Genomic DNA, 24,148 nt, shown 5'->3' with positions numbered 1-24,148 from the left:
ATTGAGCAATTATGAACAATCGCAAATTCTTATCGATCACCGCACTGGTTATCGGCGGCATTTTTCTCATAGCGTGCAACAACAGCAGTAAAAGAGAGCCGGCCGCAACGGGAGAAGAGAGTTATCCCGTTGCCTTCACATCGGATGACGAGTTTCTCGATTTCATCCAAAAAACCCATCTCAATTATATGTGGGAAGGGGCGGAACCCATATCGGGGTTGGCTCCGGAACGCATACATATGGATGGTGTTTATCCCCAAAACGATGCGGACGTCATCACTACTGGAGGTAGCGGCTTCGGTATCGCCGGCCTGCTTGTCGGGATCGACCGGGGGTTTATCTCCCGTGAAGAAGGTGTTGAGCGGTTGCATAAGATAGCCGATTATTTAGCCGCAGCCGATCGCTTCCACGGTGTCTGGCCTCACTGGCTGCATGGCCCCACGGGAAAAGTAAAGGCGTTCGGGAAGAAAGATAACGGTGGCGATTTGGTAGAAAGCGCTTTTCTTATGCAAGGCTTGCTCTGCGTACGGGAATATTTTAAGGACGGAAACGAGAGCGAAAAACAACTGGCCGGAAAGATTAATACTCTCTGGCGGGAAATGGACTGGACGTGGTACCTGAACGGGCAGGATGTGCTCTTCTGGCACTGGAGCCCCGAATACGGCTGGGAGATGAACTTCCCCCTGGAAGGATACAACGAGTGCCTTATCACCTATATCCTGGCGGTCTCCTCGCCCACCCACCCTATCCCGGCATCGGCCTACCATAACGGATGGGCGCGCGGCGGGGACATCAAGAGCGATGCCGTGGCCTATGGCCATCCGCTAATATTAAAGCATAACGGAGCGGAAGAATATGGTGGTCCATTATTTTGGTCGCACTATTCCCATATTGGGCTTAGTCCGAAAGGATTGAAAGACCAATATGCCGATTACTGGCAACTTAATAGGAATCATGCGCTTATAAACTACGAATACTGCGTGGAGAACCCCAAAGGGTTTGAAGGATATGGCGATAATTGTTGGGGACTGACAGCCAGCTATTCAGTGAACGGATATTCGGCCCATATGCCGGTGAAGAATGACTTAGGCGTAATTACGCCTACTGCATCATTATCCAGCTTCCCTTACACGCCCGAACAATCGATGAAGGCATTGAAGCACTTCTATTTCGACCTGGGCGATAAGATATGGGGTAAATATGGTTTCTACGACGCGTTCAGCGTACAGGATGACTGGTATCCGCAACGATACCTGGCTATTGACCAACTCACTATTACGCCAATGATCGAAAACTACCGTACCGGGTTGCTCTGGAACCTGTTCATGGGGGCACCTGAGATCCAGGAAGGATTGAAGAAACTGGGATTCACGTATGAAAATTAAAAATTAAAAGTGAAAAACTAAAAATGAATTTTCTTAGGAACGAGGGCAGCAGCAAACTTGTTTGCATTATACCGAGAGACGACAGACAATCTACGGAGTGAAGATTCCAGATTCAATGATTCAAAATTTCAGAACCATAACAAATTGGCAATTAGTAATTTGTCATTGGTAATTTATAATGATAATCAATAGAAACAATGAAAAAATACATTATTTCAACAGTATACATACTAACGGTGGTCTTGCTTGCGGCTTGCGGATCACCTTCATCCGGCACTCCGGGAGGCGGCAAGTGGCAAAGCTTTAGTGGCGACAAGCGGATTGAGCAGCGGGTGGATTCAGTACTGAAACTGATGACACTCGAAGAGAAGATCGGTCAGATGACGCAGTTTTCCGCCAACTGGTCGATCACCGGCCCGGTGATGTCCGATGATTTCCAGCCCTATCTGGAAAAAGGACTGATAGGCAGTATCTTCAATGCGACCTCTGTAGAGGGGATCCGTCGGATGCAGCAAATTGCCGTGGAAGAAACCAGGCTGGGTATCCCGATCCTCTTCGGACAGGATGTGATCCACGGCTATAAAACTATCTTCCCTATTCCGCTGGCAGAAGCCTGCTCATGGGATCTGGAGATGATGCAACGGACAGCAGAGATTGCCGCTATTGAAGCGGCATCCGACGGGATCAACTGGACCTTCGCTCCTATGGTCGATATTGGCCGGGATGCCCGCTGGGGTCGGGTAATGGAAGGTGCCGGGGAAGATCCCTATTTGGGTAGCAAGGTGGCAGAAGCCAGGGTGCTCGGGTTCCAGGGAGGAAGAGACGTCAACTCCCTGCGTGAACTCACTACGCTCCTTGCCACTGGCAAACATCTGGCGGCTTATGGTGCCGCCGAGTCGGGCAGGGATTACAACACAGCAGAACTGTCGGAGCATACCCTCCGGAATGTATATCTGCCGCCCTACCGGGCAGCACACGAAGCAGGCGTGGGTACTTTCATGGCCTCTTTTAACGAGATCAACGGTGTACCGGCTACCGCAGACCGGTGGCTGATGACGGAGGTGCTGCGTAACGAATGGGGCTTCAAAGGGTTTGTGGTCAGCGATTACACCGGTGTGAACGAACTGGTACCCCACGGTGTGGCAAAAGATGAGAAGCATGCTGCAGAACTGGCGGTAAACGCAGGGATCGATATGGACATGACCGGTGCAACCTTTATTAAACACCTGACAGAGTCGGTTAAAGAAGGAAAAGTATCTGAAAAAAGTATCGACACCGCCGTACGCCGCATCCTCGAAATGAAATTCCTGTTGGGGCTCTTCGACGATCCCTATCGTTACCTCGACGAAGAGAGGGCAAAGCAAAACACGATGACACCCGAATTCATGGAGACGGCACGCAAAGCCGTGGCATCGTCGGTAGTGCTGCTGAAGAACGATAACCAAACCCTTCCCGTCACCAAAGAAAGCGGAAAAACAGTCGCCTTAATCGGACCGCTGATGAACGACTCCATCAACCTTAACGGCGAATGGGCCGGATTGGGTGACCGTAATAAAAGTGTACCTATCCTGAGAGGACTTACGGAAAAATATGAAGGTTCCACGGTAAGGCTTATCTATGTAGAAGGAAGTTCCATCACTGAAACCACATCCGCGAAGATAGCCGAAGCAGTAGCAGCCGCACGGCGTGCCGATATCGTGATCGCCGCGATGGGAGAAGATTTCAACTGGTCGGGTGAAGCAGCCGTAAGGACCGACATACGTCTGCCCGAACCGCAACGGGAACTGCTAAGGGCATTGAAAGAAACCGGTAAACCAGTGGTGCTGGTCACTCTGAGCGGACGCCCGCTCGATCTCTCATGGGAAGATGAAACAATGGACGCTATCCTGCAGGCCTGGTTCCCCGGTACACAGGGAGGGTACGGCATAGCCGACGTGATCGCGGGTGATTACAACCCGTCGGGACGATTAGTGATGTCATTCCCCCGGAACGTAGGCCAGATCCCTATTTATTACAACCAGAAGAATACCGGTCGGCCAGTGGATCTGAATAATGAGTCGGTAGACTACAAGTCAAACTACCTCGACACCTCCATCACGCCTCTTTATCCTTTTGGATACGGATTGAGCTATACTACGTTTGAGATCAGTAATGCACAGATCGATAAAAAGACACTGAAAACAGAAGACGACAAGATCACAGTGACAGCTAATGTAAGGAATGCAGGGGAAGTCGATGGTGAGATCGTGGTACAACTGTATACCCGCCAGCTTGTAGCCAGTGTAACCCGCCCGGTGAAAGAATTAAAAGGATTTCAAAAGGTCGCATTACAAGCAGGTAAGTCTAAACAGGTAACGTTCGAACTGGCTTCCGAGGATCTGGCTTTTTACGGTATCGATATGCAGAAAAAGACAGAGCCTGGCAATATGAAACTCTGGGTAGCACAACATGCTGCCGATAATTCCAACGAGATTGATTTCTGGATTAAATAAAAATGAATAAAATCATCACCATCGGGGCGTTTGCTTTATCGGCGTTACCGGCTATTGCCCAACAACCGGACAAACGCCCCAATATCATTTTTATCATGAGCGACGATCACGCCACACAGGCGATCAGCGCTTATGGGCATCCTGTCTCAAAACTGGCTCCTACACCAAACATCGACCGGATAGCCGACAACGGGGCGCAGTTCCTGAACAACTATTGCGCCAACTCCATCTCGGGACCGAGCCGGGCCAGTATCCTGACCGGCAAGCACAGTCATAAAAACGGCTTCCTGGCTAATTGGAATAAAGAATTCGACGGGACACAACAGACACTTCCAAAAATTCTTCAGGAGAACGGGTACCAAACCGCATTGATCGGTAAGTGGCACCTGATCTCTAAACCCACCGGTTTCGACCACTGGATGATACTGAAAGATCAGGGTGATTATAACAATCCTGATTTTATCACGGAGAATGATACGGTGCAGTACTTCGGTTATGTCACTGACCTGATCACCACCTTCACCAAGCAGTGGTTGCAGACAAGGGACGAGACGAAACCTTTCTTCCTGATGATGCAACACAAAGCCCCTCATCGCAACTGGGTTCCGGCGGAACGACACTATAACCTGTATGAAGAGACGGTATTCCCCGTGCCGGAGAACTATTTCGATGATTACCAAGGCAGGTATGCCGCAAAACATCAGGAGATGAATATCTACCGCGATATGTACGAAGGGCACGACCTGAAAATGGTGACAGGTATCGATAGTGACAGTCTGCTCTATGACCCATGGCCGCATGCTTTTATCGAAACCCTGACGCCGGACGAACGACAACGTTTCTTTGAAGCATACCGGGAACGGAACAACGACTTCTATACTACCCCGCGGAATGAAAAAGAGATCGCCGAATGGAAATACCAACGCTACATGCAGGATTACCTGGCTACCATCAGGGCAGTAGATGAAAGCGTGGGCCAGATCCTCGATTACCTCGAACAGACCGGGCTCGATGAGAATACCATTGTGATCTACACCACCGACCAGGGATTTTTCCTCGGGGAACATGGCTGGTTCGATAAACGTTTCATGTATGAAGAGTCTTTCCAGATGCCCCTCCTTATGCAGTACAAAGGGCATATAGCACCGGGCACGAAAGTCGACGGGTTTACGCAGAACATCGACTTTGCACCTACCTTCCTCGATTTTTGCGGGATTGAGGTACCGTCGGATATGCAGGGAAGATCATTCAAAGAGATGGCCGAAACGGGCAAGACGCCGGACGACTGGCGCCGGTCACTCTACTACCACTACTACGAATTTCCGGGGTTCCACAGCGTACGCGCCCATTATGGCGTGAAAACCGACCGGTATAAATTGATCCATTTTTATAAAGAGGATATATGGGAACTTTTCGATCTGGAGGCAGACCCCACGGAAATGCATAATATTTACGGGGCAAAAGGCACCGGAAAAATTACCGGTGAACTGAAACGCGAATTGCAACGCCTACAGGCCCTCTATGAAGTCCCGGAAGAGCGGTGATTGATGTGGTGATCCCGACAAGTCGGGACAGGTAGTGATGATGTGAATAATGAAGAAGTGAAGAAGTGAAGAAGTTGAGAAGTCCAAGAAGTTGAGAATCTTGAATTTCTATAATCTTTACTCTTTATTCTAACAGTCTTGGTTCTAACAGTCTTGGTTCTTGAATCTTGAATTTTAAATCTTGAATTTTAATTATGCCCAACAAAAATATCTTCCTCCCGGCCGCGATCATTGCGTGCATGATTTCTTTCAGCGCCATCGCGCAAAACGCGAAGACGCAGCGCACCTACTGTAACCCGGTGGATATCGACTATACCTATATGTCGCATTACCGGGCGGAAAGGGATGTCTCCTACCGTTCCGGCGCCGACCCGGCAGTAGTTAATTTCAAAGGGAAATACTATATGTTCGTGACACGCTCCCATGGCTACTGGGTATCGGAAGACATGGGATCATGGCGGTTTATCCGTCCGGTCAGCTGGTATTTCAGCGGCTCCAACGCACCTGCCGCAGCAGTCAGAGACGGCAAGGTGCTGGTCTACGGCGATCCCTCCGGCAGGGGGCCGATCATCGAAACGGACAACCCCGAACTGGGCGACTGGAAGACCAACTTCGCAGTATTGAATCCTCCGGGCGGCATCCAGGATCCCAATATCTTTGTCGATACCGACGGGCGGGTCTACCTCTATGAGGAGTCTTCCAACAAATGGCCAATCAGGGGTGTGGAACTGGATCCCGACAACTACTATATCCCCAAAGGGGAACAAGTGGACCTGTTCAACCTCCATCCCGACAACCACGGATGGGAACGCTTCGGGCAGGACCATCGCTCCGATGTGGCGCCCTTTATCGAAGGGCCCTGGATGGTAAAGCACGACAGCACATACTACCTGATGTATGGTGCCCCCGGCACGCAGTGGAACGTCTATGCCGACGGGGTGTACACCTCGGACAATCCCCTGGGCCCGTTCACTTACGCCCCTTACAACCCTGTAGCATACAAGCCGGGTGGCTTCCTCAACGGCGCAGGGCACGGCAGCGCGGTAATGGACAATAACGGGAACCACTGGCATTTCTCTACCATGGCCATCTCGGTGAATTTCAAATTCGAACGCAGGATAGGCATGTATCCCGCCGGTTTCGAGGAGAACGGCCAGATGTATGTCAACACCGCCTATGGCGATTACCCGCACTACCTCCCCGATGTGGAGGTAGAAGACCACAAGCACCGCTTCACCGGCTGGATGCTGCTGTCAAAGGACAAACCGGTAAAAACCAACTCCGTGCTGACGGGCGTAGAACGCAATGTAGCGGATGAACATGAGAAAGGGTATATGCTCGAACAGGAAGAGGCCGATTACGATATATCCATGATCAACGATGAAAATATACGCACACTCTGGGTGGCCGAAAGCAACAGCGACTCCATCTGGTTTGAGATGGACTTGGGGCGCAGCATGACCATCAACGCCTTTCAACTGAATTACCAGGATTTCAACGCCAATATATTCGGGAAGCCCGATACGCTCCGGCAGCAGTTCGTAATTGAACTGTCGGTAGACGGCAAAGAGTGGCAAACCGTGGTGGATTTCTCCGAAAACCAGGAAGACCGTCCCCATGCCTACATCGAGTTAGCAGAAGCGGTGCAGGGCCGGTTCGTCCGGTTTAAGAATGTTTATTTCCCCAACCGTTATCTGGCCATAGGCGAATTCAGGGTATTCGGCAATGGTAACGGACCCAGGCCCGCCATCCCGGAATCATTCACCGTAAAACGACAATCCGACCAGCGCAATGCCGATATCCGCTGGGATGCCGTGGACGGCGCCATGGGATACGTGCTCTACTGGGGAATTGAAAAGGATAAACTCAACAACTCGGTGATGATATACAACGACGATAGCTATGAGTTGAGGGCACTGACCAGGGGACAGGAATACTATTTCGCGATTGAAGCGTTCAACGAGAACGGTATATCGCCCCTCTCTGGGACGACCCGGGTGAGATAAAGCGCTTATCCGTACAAAAAATCAACAGGCCGGAAGAAAAAAAGCACAAACGTCGCTTCTTTTCAGTTATTTTTTGCATCTTTGAGCCATTAAAACAACTGCAACAGCAACCCTGCGCGGCAGTTGTGTTATTCATTCGCTTACGACATGAGTTTAATTGGTTATTTCGATATCAGAAAAGAACTGGAGGATTTTGACGCGATCCACACTGAAATTGAGAAAGGGATCGTCTTTAAAGGTACCAACCTGTTGATTTTGATGTGCGCCATCCTGGTGGCATCAGTGGGGTTGAACATGAACTCGACGGCCGTCATCATCGGCGCCATGCTTATCTCCCCCCTGATGGGGCCTATCAACGGGATGGGTTACAGCATCGCGACATACGACTGGCGTCTGTTCCGACGATCGTTGAAGAACTTCTCCTTCGCCGCCGGGGTCAGCCTGTTCACCTCAACACTCTACTTCCTCATTACACCCGTCAATACGGCCCATTCCGAACTGCTGGCGCGTACCAGCCCTACCATCTACGATGTTTTCATCGCCTCTTTCGGAGGACTGGCGGGCATCCTGGCGATCAGCAGCCGGTTGAAAGGGAATGTGATCCCGGGAGTGGCCATCGCCACCGCCCTCATGCCTCCCCTATGCACTGCCGGATACGGGCTTGCTACCCTGCAATTCAACTTTTTCTTCGGCGCCCTCTATCTCTTCACCATCAATTCGGTATTTATCGCGGTAGCGGCACTGTTTGTCTGCCAGATCCTCAAATTCCCCATCAGCAGCTTCATCGACCCAAGCCACCGCAAAAGGGTGAACAGCATCATCACCACCATACTGCTCATCACCATTATCCCCAGCATTATCCTCGGTTACAACTTAGTACAGAAAGAACGTTTCACCGAGAACACCAACCGCTATCTGCAGAATATCTCAGTACTCAACAGCAGTTACCTGATCGAAGCCAAAGTCGATGAGAACCTGCAGACCATTTCATTGCTTTATTCCGGCTATGGCCCCTCCGAAGAAGAGTTGGTACAATTAAAAGACAAGGCGCTTATCTTTCAACTGGATACCTCAAAGATCAATATTATCAAAGGGGCAGACGCCGAAATCCTGCTGCAAAGCACCAGCCGCTACCTGACAGAAGCACAGGAACTGGAGAACAGGCTGAACATCACCACTACCTTGCTGCAACAAACCCAGCTGAAACTGGACAGCATCCACAATATCCCCGCCATGGGAGAGAATCTGTTAAAGGAAATCAAACAGATTTATCCGCAAATAGAGAGCTGTTCGTATGCCGAGTCGATCGTCTTTGCCGATACCACCCGCTCGCAGCGGCTGCCGGTTGTCATCTTCACTTCCGCCACAGTGATCGGGCAGAATGAACAAAACAAGATATCAGAATGGATACAGGTACGCCTCAATAACAAAGCTGCCAAAACCTACTTTTTCTTCTGAGACGGGTACGGGAACCGCTCTCATTCATACAAGCACGTTTTCGATAAGCAATCCGGGGATACTCCCATTTCCGGTCCTGCCTGCTCATTAAGGCACATCAAGGCGTATAATAGAGCGGCGCTTCGGGTCCTAACGGGAGTCCGAGGAGGATCCACACGATCATCATCAATGCCCATACGACAAAGAAGGCGATCGAATAAGGCATCATCGAAGCCATAAGGGTTCCCACCCCCGCCTTCGGGTCGTACTTCTGATAGTAGACGATGATCAGGGCAAAGAAACTCATCATGGGTGAAATGATGTTTGTCACGCTATCACCGATACGGTATACCACCTGCGATAACTCGGGCGAGTAGCCCAGCAGCATGAAAATGGGAATGAACACAGGCCCCATGATCGCCCATTTTGCCGAGGCGCTGCCCATAAACATATTGATAAAAGCGGAGAAGAGGATAAACAAGAGTACCAACGGTATCAATCCTATATTGATACTTTGCAGCCACGAGGCGCCGTTCACCGCAAGCAGCAATCCCAGGTTACTCCACCGGAACCACGCCACAAACTGGGCGGCAAAGAATACCAATACCAGAAAAGAGGTCAGCCCCCTGAAACTGTCGTTCATCCCCGAGATCACATCCCCATGTTTTTTGAAAGTCCCCACCGTATATCCATATACGATCCCGCACGTTCCCGCCACTAAGAGCAACACGGCAATAAACCCCCTCAGCAGGGGAGTATGAAGGATGGTATTGTCGTCCCCGCGGAAGAAACCGTTTTCGGGGATCAATCCCGCCAGGAAGACCGCACACCATGCCAGAAACAGGATCAGTGCACGGATCAATCCCTTTTTCTCAACAGAAGATAATTGCCCGACCTCTTCACGCGGCACATTGCCGTGATAAGTCCCCAGCCGTGGCTCGATCCATACCCTCGACACCCAGGTGGCGGTCAGGGAGATCACGATAGTGGAGACCGCCATGAAATAGTAATTGGCCGTGGGCATCACATAATAATCGGGGTCGATAATATGTGCCGCCTCCGTTGAAAGCCCGGCCAGCAACGGATCGATGGTACCGATAAAGATATTGGCGCTGAAACCGCCGCTCACACCGGCAAAAGCGGCCGAGATACCGGCAATAGGATGCCTGCCCAATGCGTGAAAAATTACCCCTCCCAACGGAATAATCAGCAGATAACCGATATCGGATGCCACATTGGAAAGGATAGCGGTGAATACGACCATAAATGTGATCATTTTAGGAGGCGCTTTTATCAACAGGGCGTTGATCGCGGCTTTTATCAGTCCGCTGCTCTCGGCAATCCCGATCCCCAGCATCGCCACCATCACGATCCCCAACGGTGCAAAGCCGGTATAACTATCCACCATTTCAAGCAGGATACGGTGAATACCATCACGGGAGAGTAGGTTCACTATTTCCACCTGTTCTCCTGTAGCAGGATGAATACCATGCCAGTGGAAATAACTGCCAATTGCTGACAAAACTAATGTGATCACACCAAATATACCGAAAAGGGCTGCGGGATGGGGCAAAGCATTCCCTGCCTTTTCGACAAAAGCAAAAAATCGGCCACCTGCATTGCGGGAAGGTCTAAGTTGCATATTATAATCAGGTTATTTAACAAATCCGCAGAGTCTCCGGTAGGACCGGAGCGGATTGTTTTCAGCACTTTTTACATTTCTATGAGGCAAAGATAATTAAAAAAGTGGAATTTCAAAATTGAAATCTACACATATCTACCCCCGAAAGAAGTTCACACCGAGGTGAATGAGTGGATGGGTAGAGAAAATAACCACCGCGAAAATTCTGTCTAAATATATTGAACTTTTATTGGATAAGAAATACTTCACAGTGTCGGAAATGATAGAAGCTGTTATACAGGAAAATTCTATTTTTCTCGAAGAAGGAAACAGCTTGTCTTACGTTGAACGATCGGTAATCACTTTTTCCTAAAATCTCTCGGTTTAGCATCCTTATCAGAATTTTTTTTACCGGAGAACGGCTTATCGGATTTAAAAGATTTAGCTCCCGGTTTGTCAGAGCGACCTCCTCTTCCGTCTTCGCGAGAGAAACGTTCCCGTGACTTAAAAGGCTTATCCGATCTGGAAGACTTGTCCCGTTCCCTGTCTTCACTACTTCTTTTAGGACGATATGCATCCCTTGGTTTTTCCTCACCGGTGGTCTCCTTTGCTCGCTGTGAACGGCGGTATCCCTCTCTGGAATTCCTTTCGGAATACGTGTCATAGCCGGCAGATTTTCCTCTGCCGCGGGACACTTCTTTTGAGGGACGATCATCACGTTTGCCGGAAAAGATCTCGTATTCGCGCATCTCACACTCCAGCGCGCCGTTATAGAGGAAAAACCGCCTGGAGTGCCTGAGCCCAATGGCATCGAACGACTCTTTCCGGTAACTCAATACATAAGCACGGTATCCCGGAAAGACATGTTTCAACCGCTCTCCGATCATCGAATAGAGTTCATCCAGGTCCTCTACTTTAAGACGTTCCCCGTAAGGAGGATTTGTCATCAGAATACCTTCGGGTGCAGGCGCTTCGGTGAATTGCCGGAACGGTTTTACCTCCAGATCAATATATTTTTTCAATCCCGCATTCTTGATATTCTTCTCAGCCATAGCAATGGCTTTGGGTGATACATCGAAACCCATGATGCGGTGGTTGAACTCACGCGCTTCCGACTCATCGTTATAGATAGTGCTGAAAAGTTCACTGTCGAAATCTTTCCATTTTTCAAAAGCGAAATGAGGCCGGTGGATACCCGGAGGAATACCCAGTGCAATCATGGCCGCTTCGATCAGTAACGTTCCCGAACCACACATGGGATCGATAAAGTCACACTCCCCTCTCCAGCCCGATTTCAGGATCATGCCGGCCGCCAGTACCTCGTTCAGCGGAGCGTCTCCCTGCGCTACCCGGTAACCGCGCTTATGGAGCGACTCTCCGGAACTATCGAGCGACAGGGTACATTTGTTATGCGCCACATGGATATGCAACACGATATCGGGATTAGACACGCTTACCGAAGGACGTTTTTCATACTTCTCATTGAACCAGTCGGCAATAGCATCCTTTACCCTGTATGCCACAAATTTGGAATGAGTGAAAATATGTGAGAAGACTACGGCATCGATGGAGAACGTAGTATCCAACGAGAGGTAATCATCCCAGTTGAATTGTTTCACCGCTTCATATACCTCATCGGCACTCTCCGCTTTAAAGGTATAAAAAGGTTTCAGAATCCGCAGCGCCGTACGGCAATGCACATTCACCTTATACATCAGCGCCTTGTCGCCCGTGAACGACACCATCCGGGTACCCAACTCCACATTGTCCGCACCCAGTGCGATCAGCTCTTCCGCCAGCACATCTTCCAACTCCGCCAGTGTTTTGGCGATCATCGGAAAATGTTCATTATGACCGGCCGTATCTTCACTGTGAGAAAGCTCCGACCGGGTAGCTTTCGGTTCATTCACTTTACGAAAGCCTTCGTTTTCAATCATCCGTTCTCTTTTTAATATGAGCACAAAGATAACATCCATAAAACGATTTTACCTCATCACCGTTGAATAAAATCGATATTTATTGATAGGAAGGAATATATATGATTTCCGGATAGGATGGACGATGGGGGTTGAATATCCCTAAATAATGGGATTTTTTCTACTTCAAAATCATATGTTTTTGGGATTGTCTCCTTTTATCTTTTCCTATTCCTTTGTAGATTGAAGGAGGGAGCAAGGTCATTTATTACCGGTATACTCCCCGTAATGTATACAAATTTTAAAAGTCATACGCATATGGATACACAATCATTAATCGCTATAAAGACGTTATTTTTCTTTCTCGGTTTTCTCTTTATTGTTAATTTAAGTGTTTTTGCACAACAAAACAGCACTTTTAAAGGCAAAGTTTATGATAATAACAACCGGATATTGGTTGGCGCTACTGTTTTTATCGAGCAGTTAGGCATAGGTGATGATACCGACGGGGACGGAAACTTCGAAATAGACCGTGTACCTGCCGGACAATATAAAGTGGTGGTGAGCTATGTGGGATTCAAGTCGATTGAACGGGAAATAGAATTTGAGGAAGGAATGACGAAAGAGATCAATTTCCGGTTACAGCCCGATAGAAATATATTATCGGAAATAGAAGTATTCGGAGCACGTCGCGAAAGACCCGAAAAAATGGATGCGCTTACCCGTATCCCGCTTCGGCTGGATGAGCAGGTACAAAGTATTTCGGTAATCTCCCACAAAATGATTACCGAACAAGGTGCACTCACATTGAACGATGCGGTACACAATGCGCCCGGTCTGACAACATTCGCCACTTACGGAAATACATCCGAAAGTCTGACATCAAGAGGTTACCGTGGTATTCCGGTGGTAAAGAACGGCGTAAGAATTCACTCCGATTTCAGGGGACAAGGCTTTCTAACCGACTGGAAATGGATTACCTGCACGATTCCCGTACTCCCGACCAGGGAACTGTGAACCTGAGCGCCGACAGCGTGAATAATATTTACGAAATGCCTCATGACAAATTCCTCGGGTTTTCTACCGATCGCCAGATAAGCAATGCCTTATCGTATATGGCACATGCTACCCGTGACCTCGGAGACGGATACAGCGTAAGAGTGGCTTATGCCGGATCCGGTCTGGATATAAAATCCGTCAGGGCACATGTGTCCCAATTGGGAAATGCAACTTCTACCGGAGATTATAATTTGCGTTCAAGAAGATATAGCGGCAGCTAGAGAAACGATAAAAACGGGGTTCTTCAGATTGATTTTATGGGAAAAGATATTCAGACTGGATCAATCAGGCATACATTCAATGTAGGATTTGACTATCGGTGGTTTGATGCGGAAACCATTGGTACTAATTCCATGCTAGTGGATACCATTGATGTGCTGGCCGGGATCCCTAATACAGCTCCTTCGGTGACATTAACCGACGGGACACCGGCTACGACACGGGAATATGCTTACGGATTACTATTCCAGGAAGTAATTACGTTCAACCAATATCTGAAAGCTTTGCTCGGATTGCGTTACAGCCAGGTAAGCGGGATCAGCGACAATACCATTTCCTCAACCGGCGGAGACGTATGGGACCCGCTTTTCGGCGTGATCATTACGCCGTTTAAAGACTTTAATCTTTTCGCTTCTTATACGACGACCACTTCTTTGCGGGGAGCAGCAAATCTACTACTGGAGGATAGACAAACACCGGTAGGTCCTGCACGTGAAAAGCAGTTTGAAGCCGGTTTTAAAAGCGAATGGTTCGACAATAGGCTACGTTTCAATGCAACCTGGTTCCTGATCCGTAACAACAATCTTACATACGAGGCGTTAGATGAAAACGGTAACGGAACCGGGTATTATATCAAAGCCGGTAACCTTACAAGAGAGGGCATTGAATTGGACTTAACCGGAAGGTTACTTGAAAATATGGACGTTGTGTTCGGATACTCATATCTGGATGCCGCTTATCGTGACAGTCCCTATTACCACGAAGGTTCTTCGCCAATGAATGCAACCAGGCATACCGCTAACGGTTGGCTGAACTATTCGGTCCTCTCGGGAGGCTTACGGAACCTGTCGTTCGGAGTAGGTGTATATTATGTGGGTGAGCGTCCGCTCGCGGAATATACCTATACAGTCGTACCCGGACATGACGTACAGCCCAATACCCCTCCTTTTATGGCCGATCCTTATACTACTGTCAATGCTCATGTAAGTTACCGGTATAAAAACTATCACATAAGAGCATTCTTTAACAATATCTTCGACTCGACCGGTTATACGGCATATTATCGCGGTGGTTATTTGAATCCGACAGATCCGAGAAACTTTGCCGTCGCATTAAATTATACATTTTAGCTTCTTCCCCTATATCTTTGCAGTAACACCAACAAAAGTTCTCTCTTCTTTTGGAAGAGAGAACTTTTTCGTTGTAACCGAATAGATTTCTTTATGATAAGACACTTTTCCTTACCCAAAACAATATTGATATTCACCTTTGTTCTATAATTTCACCTTGGTCTTTGCCGGCTTACTTTCATTATGAAAAGCATCCAATGCGGTTACTACATAAGTGTAGCGGCTTTCACCACCCTCATAAGGCAATACGAAGAAATTGTCAGGCGTGATTTTTACAATATTCTCTGCCCGGTTGATATCCACTTTTTCTCCCCGACGGAAGCGATAAACAACAAACCGTTGTGCCGATTCAGGATTCAACGGCTCTTTTTTAGCTTCCCATGTAAGGAAGTGCATATCTTCGGTATAGACATCTGTCAGTTTCTTCACGGCTGCAGGACGCCCCTTGTGCAGATGGGAATAAGCCGGGATCAATGTTTTGGATCGATGCAGATCGGTTCTCATTATATCAGCTACACCTGCAAAATTATCGAGTATCTGATATCCATACCAGTAACAATTTCCATGTACAAAAGACATTTCGCGAGACTGACGGATTTTCACCCCCAGCTCATTCTTATCGATACTTCGTTTCAGATCCTGTCCGATATAGAGGTGCTGTTCAAAATTATTGGCATTCCACCAGTGTAACAGGGTGGTGTAATCGGCTGCACTATGGCCGATCTCCCAGTAAAGTTGCGGCAGGTTGTAATCTATCCATCCTTTCTCCACCCACAGTTTGATATCGGCATACAAGTCATCGTAATTCTGTAAACCATTGGTATCGCTGCCATTGGGGTCGTTCCGCTTATTCCGGTAAATCCCGAAGGGGCTGATACCAAAACGAACCCACGGCTTGGTACCGGCAATGGTCAGTTTTATCTGCTGAATAAGCAGATTTACGTTGTTACGGCGCCAGTCGCTACGCTGAGAAGGAGAAAAACCCTGAGAAGCTGCGTACATTCTGAAACTGTTGTCGTCGGGGAAAGAGGTTCCCGCGATGGGATAGGGATAAAAATAGTCATCCATATGGATGGCATCCACATCGTAGCGGGTAACAATATCACGTACTACTTCACATATAAATCCCCGGTTTTCGGGTAGTCCCGGGTCAAAAAACAACTGGTTTCCGTACTGCACAAAACGCTCCGGATGTTTCCAGTAAATATGGTCTTTTGCAAGGGTATTATTGATATTGGTTTTCACCCGATAGGGATTCAGCCAGGCGTGAAGCTCCATTCCCCGTTTATGGCACTCCTCGATAATAAAAGCCAGGGGATCGAAGGTAGGATCGTCAGGCGTCTTTCCCTGTTCTCCGGTCAGGAACCGGCTCCACGGCTCCAACTCCGACCGGTAGAATGCGTCGGCTTCGGGACGGATCTGGAATATCACCGCATTGACACCTGCTTCATCGAATTTACGCACCATATCAGAGATATAATGCTTCATGGCAGCACTGTTCATCTGGCTGTAACGTGATTGCCCTACGGTCTGTACCCATGCACCACGGAACTCTCGTTTAGGAGCTGCGTCGGGAGTACGCGTCAGGGATTGCTTGGTAGTACCGCAAGCGGTGATCAGCACTACAATAAGCAAAAGAAAACTAAATCTAATAAAGTGAATCATCTTATTAATTACCAATTACTAATTTCCAATTTATTTTGAATTGCAAATCGACGGAGTCAAATCTGAAATCTTGAATCTTGAATTTTGAATCTGAAATCTGAAATCCTAAGGAATAAAAATATGGTCTTCCGTCTCCAGCAACTGATCCGCCAGGTGCTGTTTGGGATAGACTACAATACGGTTGTGATGCGGGAAGCGATTCTCCAACCGTGTAGGCAGACTCTCTAAAACCGGGATATGAGAAATATACCCTACATGGGCGGAAACCAGAATAATCAGATCATCTTTTTTGATCAGATCTCCACAGGACAACGGATTACTCCAATCCACAAACGGTTGAAAAATAAAGTTTCCCGATTTCTTCTGTCCGGAAATAATCTTCTGGGTTTCAGGGTGTCCCAGATGCAACACGGGGATCGACAACTCGGAGGATAGCTTCGACACCTTACTTACCCACAATCCGAAACCATCTTCTTTTTCAGCCAGTGGCGGCGAGACAACGACAATCCGTTTATTCAAAATAAGGTTTCGCTCCACATGGCAGACAAACAGGTTCTTATCCATATTCTTGATAATCAGGTCGACCTTCTCTCCCAGCAGTTTATCCCATAACCCGGCCTTGCCCGGCCATCCCAGGATAACAATGTCCGACATCGTCTCACGTGCCGTCCTCACAATACCATCCGCCGGATTGTGGTCGATAGTAGTGATAATATCTATGTTCACTTCTGCTGCTGTAGCTCTCGAGACAAATCCCTGTAACTGTTTCCTGAAGCTCACTATATTCTTTTCCGCCTCCTGGTTATTAGGCACTACCCCCAGGAGGGAGACGGGATTCACCGATTTTTTATCTTTCAGCAACAATGCCAGTTCCACATGCTGACCGATATTGGTAGGGTTAGCGATAGGTACCAGTATTTTCTCCTGGGCAAACACGCCCATGGAAGAGGGGATAAGGGGCTCATTCTCTTCACTGATCGCGATCTTTTTGGCCGCTCTTTGTGTGAAGACCGAGGCTATAATACAAGTGAGCAGGATCAGTATAATAGTACCGTTTAAAATATATTCATCCAGCAGATCCGCTCTGTAGCCCACAAGAATGATGGCCAGCGTAGCCGCCGCATGTGAACTGCTCAGTCCGAAAATAAGGTTTCTCTGGGTATTTGAGTAGCGGAATGTCTTCTGCGTCGCCCACGCCGCCAGCCATTTCCCTACGAGCGCCATCAGGGTGAGCGTTAACGCTACGATAAGGGTACGCGGTCCGTTCAGCACCACGGAGATATCGACCAGCATCCCGACCGAGATCAGGAAAATGGGGATAAATAGCGCATTCCCGAAGAACTCGATCCGGTTCATCAATGCCGAGGAATGAGGGATCAACCTGTTCAGCGCCAATCCCGCGGCAAATGCCCCGATAATGGGTTCAATTCCTCCCAGTTCCACCAGAAAACCGGCAGAAAACACCACGAACAAAACAAAAATAAAGGTAGAATATTTCTCCGGTGTGGCTCTCTTAAAAAACCATTTGGCAATGCGAGGCACTATCAGGAAGATAATCAATGAGAAGAGCAGTAGCGAGAGCAGCAATTTTATGAGGAAACCGGCATCCAGTCCCCCGTTGCTGTTGGACAAAACCAACGCGAGAATAATCAGCACGGCCGTATCGGTAAGGATGGTACCTCCCACCGTAATCGCGACTGCCTGATTACGGGCAATTCCCATACGGCTCACAATGGGATAAGCCACCAGGGTATGGGTGGAAAACATGCTTGCTGTAAGAAAACTGGCATCCGCACTGTAACCGAGCAGGTAATGACAAACAGGATAACCGACAAGCAGCGGGATAACAAAAGTATAAAATCCAAAAGCGAGGCTTCTGTTCTTATGCAGTATAAACTCTCCCAAATCAAGTTCCAGCCCCACTATAAACATAATATACAACAGTCCTATGGTAGAGAACATCTCCACACCGGCGTGGGTATTGTCTATCCAGTTAAGCCCGTGTGGGCCGATGATCACCCCTGCCACGATCAACCCGATGATACCCGGTACATTGATCCGTTTGAGGAGAACGGGAACCAGAAGGACTATTGATAAAAGCAACGCGAATATCAATACCGGATTGGAAAACGGTAAAGTAAACTCATGTTGTATTTCTGAAAGAAAAGCATCCATAGGGTAACTCCTGAGGTTTGGGAAACAGATTTCGGAAAAAAATTTTCATATGCACTGACAAAAATAATTATTTTTTTTGACTTATCGGGTCACTGATTTCCTTTTATCTCCAATGATCTTTATCGTCAGGAACCGGTAAATATAACGTAATCCGTTGATAGATGCACATTGTTTTTGGAGATAAAATCGTTACCTTTGCAGGTTACCATATTCCAATTATGAATAATTCAAATCAGATCGAAATAAAGGGTGCACGCGTCAACAACCTCAAAAATATCGACGTAAGCATCCCCCGCAATACATTTACGGTTATCACCGGGCTTTCCGGTTCAGGAAAATCATCGCTGGCTTTCGACACGTTGTATGCCGAAGGGCAACGGCGTTATGTAGAGAGCCTTTCAGCTTATGCACGGCAGTTCCTTGGACGCATGAACAAGCCGGAATGTGACTATATACACGGCATTCCTCCCGCCATCGCCATCGAACAAAAGACCACTTCACGCAATCCGCGTTCCACGGTAGGTACTTCTACTGAAATTTATGAATACCTGCGGTTGTTATATGCCCGCATCGGCAAAACCATCTCTCCCGTTTCAGGCATAGAGGTAAAACGCCATTACGTACACGATGTGGTGGCTAAAATGCAGGAATATCGCGAGGGAACACGTATGGCAGTGCTGTCTCATATCCAGTTGCGGAACGGGCGTAATCTGCGCAACCAGTTGGAGATACTGCTGAAAGAGGGTTTTACCCGAGTAGATGTAGGAGAACAGTTTTACCGTATTGATGAACTGCTGGAACAGAATAAATTACCGTCGGAGAACGAGGTGTTGCTGGTAATCGACCGCCTCTCCTGCTCCTCCGACAAGGCAACAGTGAACCGGTTGTCCGACTCGGTGGAGACTGCTTTTCTGGAAGGTAACGGTGAATGTATTGTCCGTTTCTGGAGTGAGAACGGGATTGAGTCGTTTACCTTTTCCAATCGTTTTGAGGCGGACGGTATCACTTTCGAAGAACCCACCGAAATGATGTTCAACTTCAACAGTCCTGCCGGTGCTTGTCCCAAGTGCGAAGGGTTTGGAAAGGTAGTAGGTATTGATGAGAATTTAGTAATCCCCGACAAGAGCCTTTCGGTACAGGAGGAGTGCGTACAGTGCTGGAGAGGGGAAAAGATGAGCGAATGGCGGCAGGAATTCGTACACAATGCCTATAAAGTCGATTTCCCTATCCACCGCGCCTATTACGATCTGACAGATGCCGAAAAAGATATCCTCTGGAACGGTCGCCACGACCTCGGCATTTATGGCATCAATGATTTTTTCGGGATGCTTGAGAGAAACCTTTACAAGATACAGTACCGCGTCATGCTGGCACGCTACCGTGGTAAGACCGGTTGTCCTTTGTGCAAAGGTTCGCGACTCAAGAAAGAAGCATCTTACGTAAAGGTAGGCGGAAAAGCGATCACAGAACTGGTAGTAATACCGGTCACAGAACTAAAGGAGTTTTTCGATCAACTCACATTAAACGAAACCGATGCTGCCATCGCGGAACGGCTCCTCACAGAGATCAGGAACCGGGTACAGTTCCTTTTAGACGTCGGCCTCGGCTATCTTACGCTCAATAGGCTTTCAAATACTCTTTCGGGTGGTGAAAGCCAGCGTATCAACCTGGTATCGTCGCTGGGCAGCAGTTTAGTGGGATCACTCTATATCCTCGATGAGCCGAGTATAGGACTCCATTCACGTGACACCTATCTGCTGATCGGTGTACTGCGTGAATTGCAACAGATGGGGAATACGGTTGTGGTAGTGGAACACGATGAAGAAATCATCCGTGCAGCGGATTATATCATCGACATAGGTCCCAAGGCGGGTCGACTGGGAGGCGAGGTGATCTATCAGGGTAATGTGGCCGAACTGCAGGAAAAAAGCGACAGCTACACTGTTAAATATCTTACGGGCGAAGAGCAGATCGAAATACCGAAGATTCGCCGTAAGTGGAATAACTATATAGAAGTGAAAGGGGCACGGCAGAACAACCTGAAAAATATCGACGTGAAATTCCCGCTGAACGTGATGACTGTAGTGACGGGCGTCAGCGGTTCAGGTAAATCATCACTTGTGAACGATGTACTTTTCAACGCACTGCAACATCATTATAAAGGTACTGCACTGGAACATGCCGAGTTCAACAGCATCGGAGGCGATCTCAACCTGATGAAAGGAGTGGAATATGTAGACCAGAATCCCATCGGGAAGTCGTCACGTTCCAACCCGGTCACCTATCTCAAGGCATTCGACGAGATCCGGAAACTCTTTGCTGCACAACCATTAGCGAAACAGATGGGTTTCTCGCCAGCCTATTTTTCATTCAATGTGGAAGGAGGACGCTGTAGTGAATGTAAAGGCGAAGGGACCATTACCGTTGAGATGCAGTTTATGGCTGATATCCGGCTGGAATGCGAATCGTGCCATGGTAAGCGGTTTTCTGACGAAGTACTGGAAATAGAATATAAGGGAGCGACTATTCACGATATATTGGAGATGACGGTCAACCAGGCGATCGACTTTTTCGGGCAACAGAAAGGAACAACGGAGAAGAAAATCGTGAAGAAAATGCAACCGTTACAAGATGTGGGACTGGGGTATATCAAACTGGGACAGTCCTCCTCCACCCTTTCCGGCGGTGAAAACCAACGTGTGAAACTGGCCTACTACCTGGGGGAGGAAAAGGCGCAACCAACTGTTTTTATTTTCGACGAACCGACTACCGGCCTCCATTTTCATGATATCAAAACATTACTACAGGCATTTAACGCTTTGATAGAACGGGGACATACCGTAATCATTATCGAGCACAATATGGAAATCATCAAATGTGCCGACCATATTATCGATATCGGGCCGGAAGGAGGTAAAGCCGGCGGACAGGTAGTATGTGAGGGCACCCCGGAGCAGATTGTAAAATGTAAAGAGTCACATACCGGCCGTTTCCTAAAAGAGAAGTTATAATAGTTAATTATTTGGTTATTAAACCAGAACCACTTATATTTGCTGGCACTTACTTTTGTTGATTTATGCCAACCATAAGCGAATTTTTTGGGATTGCAATACGGATCATGTACTTAGACCATAACCCTCCCCATTTCCATGCATACTATGGCGAACAGAAAGTGATTATAGAAATTGAAAGCGGAATTGTCAAGGGGTATATGTCTGCAAGGGCGCTTCGTTTAATTTTTGAATGGATGGAATTACATCGTAAAGAATTAAAAGAAGCCTGGAATAAAGCAAAAAATGGAGAAAGACCTTCCAAAATTGAACCATTACAATGAATACCAAAATGTTTACTGAAATTATAACTGCTGAATATTTAGAAGAATATAAATTACATGTTGTTTTTAATAATGGGAAACAAATGATTGTAGATTTTTATGACCTCTTATTTAAACACAATTATCCTGTCTTTCTGCCATTACGTGATATGGAATGTTTTCGCAATTTTAAAATAACAGATACAATAGAATGGGAAAATGGCTCTATCGACATTGCTCCCGAAACTGTATATGAAATGGGGAAACCATTAGAGAACGATATTGTAGCTGAGCCCTGATTTTCGGATCAATCTGAGGCGACTTGGGCTTATAATATATTTCTCAGAATCCAATAAGCGATTATTACGACCAGGACTATAATAGCGGACCACCTGCCGAAGAAGAATTTCTCAATTCGGGGATGGCGCTTCTTTCCACCGAAATACTCCAGATAAATACCTACAAAGATATAAGGCAGCGCCAGCAACATAAAGGCATTATATCTCAATGCGGCGCCAATATTAAGATGCAACAGGCTGTGAATGGCTCTTTGAGAACCACATCCCGGGCATTCATGACCGGTGACGAGTAGAAATGGACACTGCGGGAAAAGAGGTTGTGTCTCCGGATCAAATGTGTAAAAGATATAAAGCGCTATCGCAACCAGAAGTATTGCAATAGCGCCTATTCCTATTTTTACACTTTTATGCACAGTAATACCTAAAAATTATAACCGCTTGCATTGTTCTCGATTATATTCTCCATATATTCCGGCAAATTACCCGTAATAGTCATGACCATCCAGAAGATCACATACAACAATGCAGCACCAATAGCTATAAGGGTCCACATCTTTGCTTTTTGGGCTGACCGCTCCGCTTCTTGATATCTCCCACTGAAGTAAAGCGAATCAACTCTTGCTGCATAGATGATCCCCACGATTCCAAGGGGAAAAGGAATACAGCACAGTATAGTAACCACAATCGACTGCCAAAGCCAGTTGCTTGGCTTTAACGGAGGGATGTCATCCACTGGCGGCTCTTGCGACGGCGGAGGAGGTGGTGTCGAAGCGTGGTTTTCACCATAAGGGTAAACCCGTTCGTCAGGGTTGTTTTGATATTCCATTATTTATATGATTAAGTATCCAGCAAATCACTCATTCCAGCAAGTCCCGAAAGGGAACCGATAAATACAACAAACAATATGATAGCTATTATGATAAGTGCGATCCAACCAATGGCGATCCACATGGCAATCTTAGTCCATTTTGCCGCAGAACGGGAAGATTCCAGCGAAGCAGCGTAATCACCCCTGTTATAAAAAGATTCTACTTGCGCAGCATACACGATACCGATAATTCCAAGGAGGCTTAGAATACTACTGCAAAGCATAAACGGGAGGATGGTGACCAGGATCGACTCCACCAACCATGTCCTGGGCATTGGCTGAATTTGCTGTGTTTCGGTAGATTCTCCGGGCCGGTCATACCGGACAGTGGGCTGGCCCTCACCTGCCAGAGGCTTCTTGTACGCGTCGGAAAACAGGAAGTATAACTCTTCCGTCTCTTCTGCCCGTTTCCACTGCTCCATGCCTTGTGTCCACACAAGTGTATCGCGTTTTATCCCTTCTTGTCTCAATTCTTCGGGCGAAAAGGTTCCTTTTTGCTTTCCTTCAGCGTCAATATAAAAATAGCGGTTCATAGGTCTTTATTTTACTGGTAATCTGGTGGTGTAATTTGCAATGAACGGATGGTACGTCCGTTTTCGTCATTGTAAACATATTCAATGACCACATTGTTCTCCTTGAAAATACGGAGATCAGGGTTCGAAAAGAATTCCTTTTCGATATTTTCCTTTAATGATTGCAATCCGTTTTCTACCAATGAATCGGGATTCGGTGTATTCAATACCGTATATTGATATCGGAACTTATTATCAGATGTCACGGAAGCTCCTTCAAACCGGGTATACTGGTCAAGCATTATCGGCACCGACTCATTGAGATTGGTTGCCATCTCTTGTAGTTTCTTGTTGAGTGCTCTTTCATTTGAAGTACACTGCAAAAGCCACAAAGGAAGGGAAACAATAGAAAGGATGACAATTAATTTTCGCATATCCTAATTTTATGTTACAAAACTGAACCACTATGGATTGGAAATCCATAGGTTAGTTTTCGACTATAAGTCG

The 24,148-nt window shown here is 47.4% G+C and carries 19 protein-coding genes; 11 read left to right on the top strand and 8 right to left on the bottom strand.

The features are described 5' to 3' along the window. The first annotated feature begins 11 nt into the window (after nucleotides 1-11). From U2P89_RS05825 to U2P89_RS05805, 5 genes are all read left to right on the top strand, one after another. Complete coding sequence (locus U2P89_RS05825; RefSeq protein ID WP_322190888.1) at nucleotides 12-1,385, top strand: glucoamylase family protein; 1,374 nt, start codon at nucleotides 12-14, stop codon at nucleotides 1,383-1,385. A 197-nt stretch (nucleotides 1,386-1,582) separates the two neighbouring features. Next, nucleotides 1,583-3,877 (top strand): beta-glucosidase BglX, encoded by a 2,295-nt coding sequence (gene bglX / locus U2P89_RS05820; RefSeq protein ID WP_322190887.1) that lies wholly within the window; start codon nucleotides 1,583-1,585, stop codon nucleotides 3,875-3,877. Between the two features lie 2 nt (nucleotides 3,878-3,879). Continuing rightward, nucleotides 3,880-5,421 carry a sulfatase gene (locus U2P89_RS05815; RefSeq protein WP_322190886.1) on the top strand — a complete coding sequence of 514 codons (1,542 nt, stop codon included), beginning with the start codon at nucleotides 3,880-3,882 and terminating at the stop codon, nucleotides 5,419-5,421. 194 nt (nucleotides 5,422-5,615) lie between these two features. Further along, nucleotides 5,616-7,427, top strand: a complete 1,812-nt coding sequence (locus tag U2P89_RS05810) for a family 43 glycosylhydrolase (RefSeq protein ID WP_322190885.1) — start codon at nucleotides 5,616-5,618, stop codon at nucleotides 7,425-7,427. 147 nt (nucleotides 7,428-7,574) lie between these two features. Continuing rightward, a complete protein-coding gene (locus U2P89_RS05805; protein ID WP_322190884.1) occupies nucleotides 7,575-8,885 on the top strand; it encodes a DUF389 domain-containing protein in 1,311 nt (436 codons plus the stop codon). Between the two features lie 97 nt (nucleotides 8,886-8,982). Here the strand turns inward: U2P89_RS05805 and U2P89_RS05800 are convergent, their stop codons facing one another. After that, on the bottom strand, nucleotides 8,983-10,506 hold the full coding sequence (locus tag U2P89_RS05800; RefSeq protein ID WP_322190883.1) for an AbgT family transporter: 1,524 nt from the start codon (nucleotides 10,504-10,506) through the stop codon (nucleotides 8,983-8,985). A 338-nt stretch (nucleotides 10,507-10,844) separates the two neighbouring features. Next, a complete protein-coding gene (locus tag U2P89_RS05795; protein ID WP_322190935.1) occupies nucleotides 10,845-12,320 on the bottom strand; it encodes a THUMP domain-containing protein in 1,476 nt (491 codons plus the stop codon). A gap of 399 nt (nucleotides 12,321-12,719) precedes the next feature. Between U2P89_RS05795 and U2P89_RS05790 the strand changes: the two genes are divergently transcribed. The 3 genes from U2P89_RS05790 to U2P89_RS05780 are packed head-to-tail and all read left to right on the top strand — an operon-like array spanning nucleotide 12,720 to nucleotide 14,809. Then, the gene (locus U2P89_RS05790) at nucleotides 12,720-13,418 is read left to right on the top strand and encodes a TonB-dependent receptor (protein WP_322190882.1); all 699 of its coding nucleotides are present in this window, start codon (nucleotides 12,720-12,722) and stop codon (nucleotides 13,416-13,418) included. Then, complete coding sequence (locus U2P89_RS05785) at nucleotides 13,373-13,681, top strand: hypothetical protein (RefSeq protein ID WP_322190881.1); 309 nt, start codon at nucleotides 13,373-13,375, stop codon at nucleotides 13,679-13,681. Before U2P89_RS05790 ends, U2P89_RS05785 begins: the two co-directional genes overlap by 46 nt. 36 nt (nucleotides 13,682-13,717) lie before the next feature. Then, complete coding sequence (locus tag U2P89_RS05780) at nucleotides 13,718-14,809, top strand: TonB-dependent siderophore receptor (RefSeq protein WP_322190880.1); 1,092 nt, start codon at nucleotides 13,718-13,720, stop codon at nucleotides 14,807-14,809. A gap of 144 nt (nucleotides 14,810-14,953) precedes the next feature. Here the strand turns inward: U2P89_RS05780 and U2P89_RS05775 are convergent, their stop codons facing one another. Continuing rightward, complete coding sequence (locus U2P89_RS05775; protein WP_322190879.1) at nucleotides 14,954-16,474, bottom strand: glycoside hydrolase family 10 protein; 1,521 nt, start codon at nucleotides 16,472-16,474, stop codon at nucleotides 14,954-14,956. 105 nt (nucleotides 16,475-16,579) lie between these two features. Beyond that, on the bottom strand, nucleotides 16,580-18,649 hold the full coding sequence (locus U2P89_RS05770; protein ID WP_322190878.1) for a cation:proton antiporter: 2,070 nt from the start codon (nucleotides 18,647-18,649) through the stop codon (nucleotides 16,580-16,582). A 218-nt stretch (nucleotides 18,650-18,867) separates the two neighbouring features. On the opposite strand from U2P89_RS05770, the gene uvrA reads away from it, so the two are divergent. The 3 genes from uvrA (at nucleotide 18,868) to U2P89_RS05755 (ending at nucleotide 22,261) form a co-directional block, all read left to right on the top strand. Further along, complete coding sequence (gene uvrA / locus U2P89_RS05765) at nucleotides 18,868-21,660, top strand: excinuclease ABC subunit UvrA (protein ID WP_092120844.1); 2,793 nt, start codon at nucleotides 18,868-18,870, stop codon at nucleotides 21,658-21,660. A gap of 65 nt (nucleotides 21,661-21,725) precedes the next feature. Beyond that, nucleotides 21,726-21,983 carry a DUF4160 domain-containing protein gene (locus U2P89_RS05760; RefSeq protein WP_091905830.1) on the top strand — a complete coding sequence of 86 codons (258 nt, stop codon included), beginning with the start codon at nucleotides 21,726-21,728 and terminating at the stop codon, nucleotides 21,981-21,983. Next, a complete protein-coding gene (locus tag U2P89_RS05755; protein ID WP_091905832.1) occupies nucleotides 21,980-22,261 on the top strand; it encodes a DUF2442 domain-containing protein in 282 nt (93 codons plus the stop codon). The genes U2P89_RS05760 and U2P89_RS05755 overlap by 4 nt, the downstream gene beginning before the upstream one ends. A gap of 29 nt (nucleotides 22,262-22,290) precedes the next feature. On the opposite strand, the gene U2P89_RS05750 is transcribed toward U2P89_RS05755, so the two are convergent. From U2P89_RS05750 to U2P89_RS05735, 4 genes are read right to left on the bottom strand one after another with little or no spacing between them, the layout of a single operon-like run. Continuing rightward, complete coding sequence (locus tag U2P89_RS05750) at nucleotides 22,291-22,674, bottom strand: DUF2752 domain-containing protein (protein ID WP_091905834.1); 384 nt, start codon at nucleotides 22,672-22,674, stop codon at nucleotides 22,291-22,293. A gap of 8 nt (nucleotides 22,675-22,682) precedes the next feature. Further along, the gene (locus U2P89_RS05745; protein WP_091905836.1) at nucleotides 22,683-23,087 is read right to left on the bottom strand and encodes a CD225/dispanin family protein; all 405 of its coding nucleotides are present in this window, start codon (nucleotides 23,085-23,087) and stop codon (nucleotides 22,683-22,685) included. An 11-nt stretch (nucleotides 23,088-23,098) separates the two neighbouring features. Beyond that, nucleotides 23,099-23,662: a GYF domain-containing protein gene (locus U2P89_RS05740; RefSeq protein WP_322190877.1), complete on the bottom strand. Its 564-nt coding sequence runs from the start codon at nucleotides 23,660-23,662 to the stop codon at nucleotides 23,099-23,101. A gap of 11 nt (nucleotides 23,663-23,673) precedes the next feature. After that, the gene (locus U2P89_RS05735) at nucleotides 23,674-24,075 is read right to left on the bottom strand and encodes a hypothetical protein (protein WP_091905840.1); all 402 of its coding nucleotides are present in this window, start codon (nucleotides 24,073-24,075) and stop codon (nucleotides 23,674-23,676) included. Nucleotides 24,076-24,148: the final 73 nt, after the last annotated feature.

It is taken from the genome of Proteiniphilum sp., assembly GCF_034331125.1.
In the GTDB taxonomy this organism is placed as follows: Bacteria; Bacteroidota; Bacteroidia; order Bacteroidales; family Dysgonomonadaceae; genus Proteiniphilum; species Proteiniphilum saccharofermentans.
The sequence above is the reverse complement of the archived record's forward strand: the minus strand, read 5'-3'. Positions and strand labels throughout refer to the sequence as shown.